Here is a 1,260-nt window from a genome sequence, read left to right as displayed (position 1 = left end):
GCATTCTATGATAAAAAACAAATAAAAATTAAAGTAGATTAACTTGCAAATTTATAAGTGTTTATATAAGGTGTTTGTCTTTTAATCACTGAAAACACACGACCAATAATTTTACATTTTACATTATTTAAAACTAACATTGCATTCTTACCATCATCTTTTTTTCTTTCATAATATTCTTTGAGTTGCGGATCATGTTTAACGGCAACGAGTGCGCACATTTGTAATATTGATTTCATTTTTTTATCGGCCATATGATTTACTTTAGTTCTGCCTTTTATACTCGAACCTGAACTATACTCAAAAGGAGCTGTTCCGGAGTAACAAGCAAACTTCCTAGCATTATCAAAAGCACTAAATCCTCTGGTGGCTATAAGCATATAAATAGCCGTTTTATCACCAATTCCAGGAACACTTTTTATTAGTTCAAATTGATTTTTTAAATCTATATTGTTAGATATTAATTCAATCATTTCCTTTTCAATTGATTTTAATGTTGCCTTCAAAAACTTTACTGTTTTATTATTTATTGTAGCAATTGATTTATAAACCTCTTTAGGCATAAAATCGATATTTTCTTTTGTCGCTTCAAAAAGTTTATACGACTTCATTACTTTTTCTCTTTCAGTGTTTAGTAATTTTAATTGTTGAATAACCTTTTCTGGCAAGGTCGATAGTTTTAGTTTGTCAATATTTCTAATACTGTACAAAGCAATATCTTTCGCATCTGATTTATCATTTTTCCCTCTAGAAATTCCTTTAGAACGTTTAATTTCTATTGCTGGAACTACCCAATAATCAAGATTGTTTTCAGATAAACAACTACTCAATACAGAAGTATAAACACCCGTATTCTCACAGCAAAATAAAACAGTTGTTAAATCTATTTTCTGTTTTATTAAGTTTTTTAAAATTACTTTAATCCCTTTTACATTGTTCTCAACAATAAAGTGATTGGATACCAAAGAAGTGTCCTTTTGTAAAATAACAACATCCAATTTTGATTTTGAAATGTCAATACCTACATAAAATAAATAGTTTTTCATAACTTTGAATTTAGGATAAACAAAAATGTTGAACTTCTTTAGAGCCTTTATTAGACCTTAATGTCTATCATTCTATTTGAAGCAATTCAACGGGTTCAAGGAGAAGACAGAGGACTAATGCGCGATATAAGTCATTAACTTGGCGGATTTGATAGTTCACCTCTGTTTTCCTTTGAATAAATTTAATGTTTTTTATCTAATACAAAGTAAAGGC

Annotated in this window: 1 protein-coding gene; it reads right to left on the bottom strand. The window is 28.4% G+C overall.

What is annotated here, in order from left to right; all coding sequences use genetic code 11:
* Nucleotides 1-38 precede the first annotated feature (38 nt).
* On the bottom strand, nucleotides 39-1,046 hold the full coding sequence (locus tag IAI56_RS15680) for an IS110 family RNA-guided transposase (RefSeq protein WP_280527449.1): 1,008 nt from the start codon (nucleotides 1,044-1,046) through the stop codon (nucleotides 39-41).
* Nucleotides 1,047-1,260 lie beyond the last annotated feature (214 nt).

This window comes from Flavobacterium macrobrachii (assembly GCF_014486675.1).
Classification (GTDB): Bacteria; Bacteroidota; Bacteroidia; order Flavobacteriales; family Flavobacteriaceae; genus Flavobacterium; species Flavobacterium macrobrachii.
This window is presented reverse-complemented; position numbering and strand designations above follow the sequence as displayed.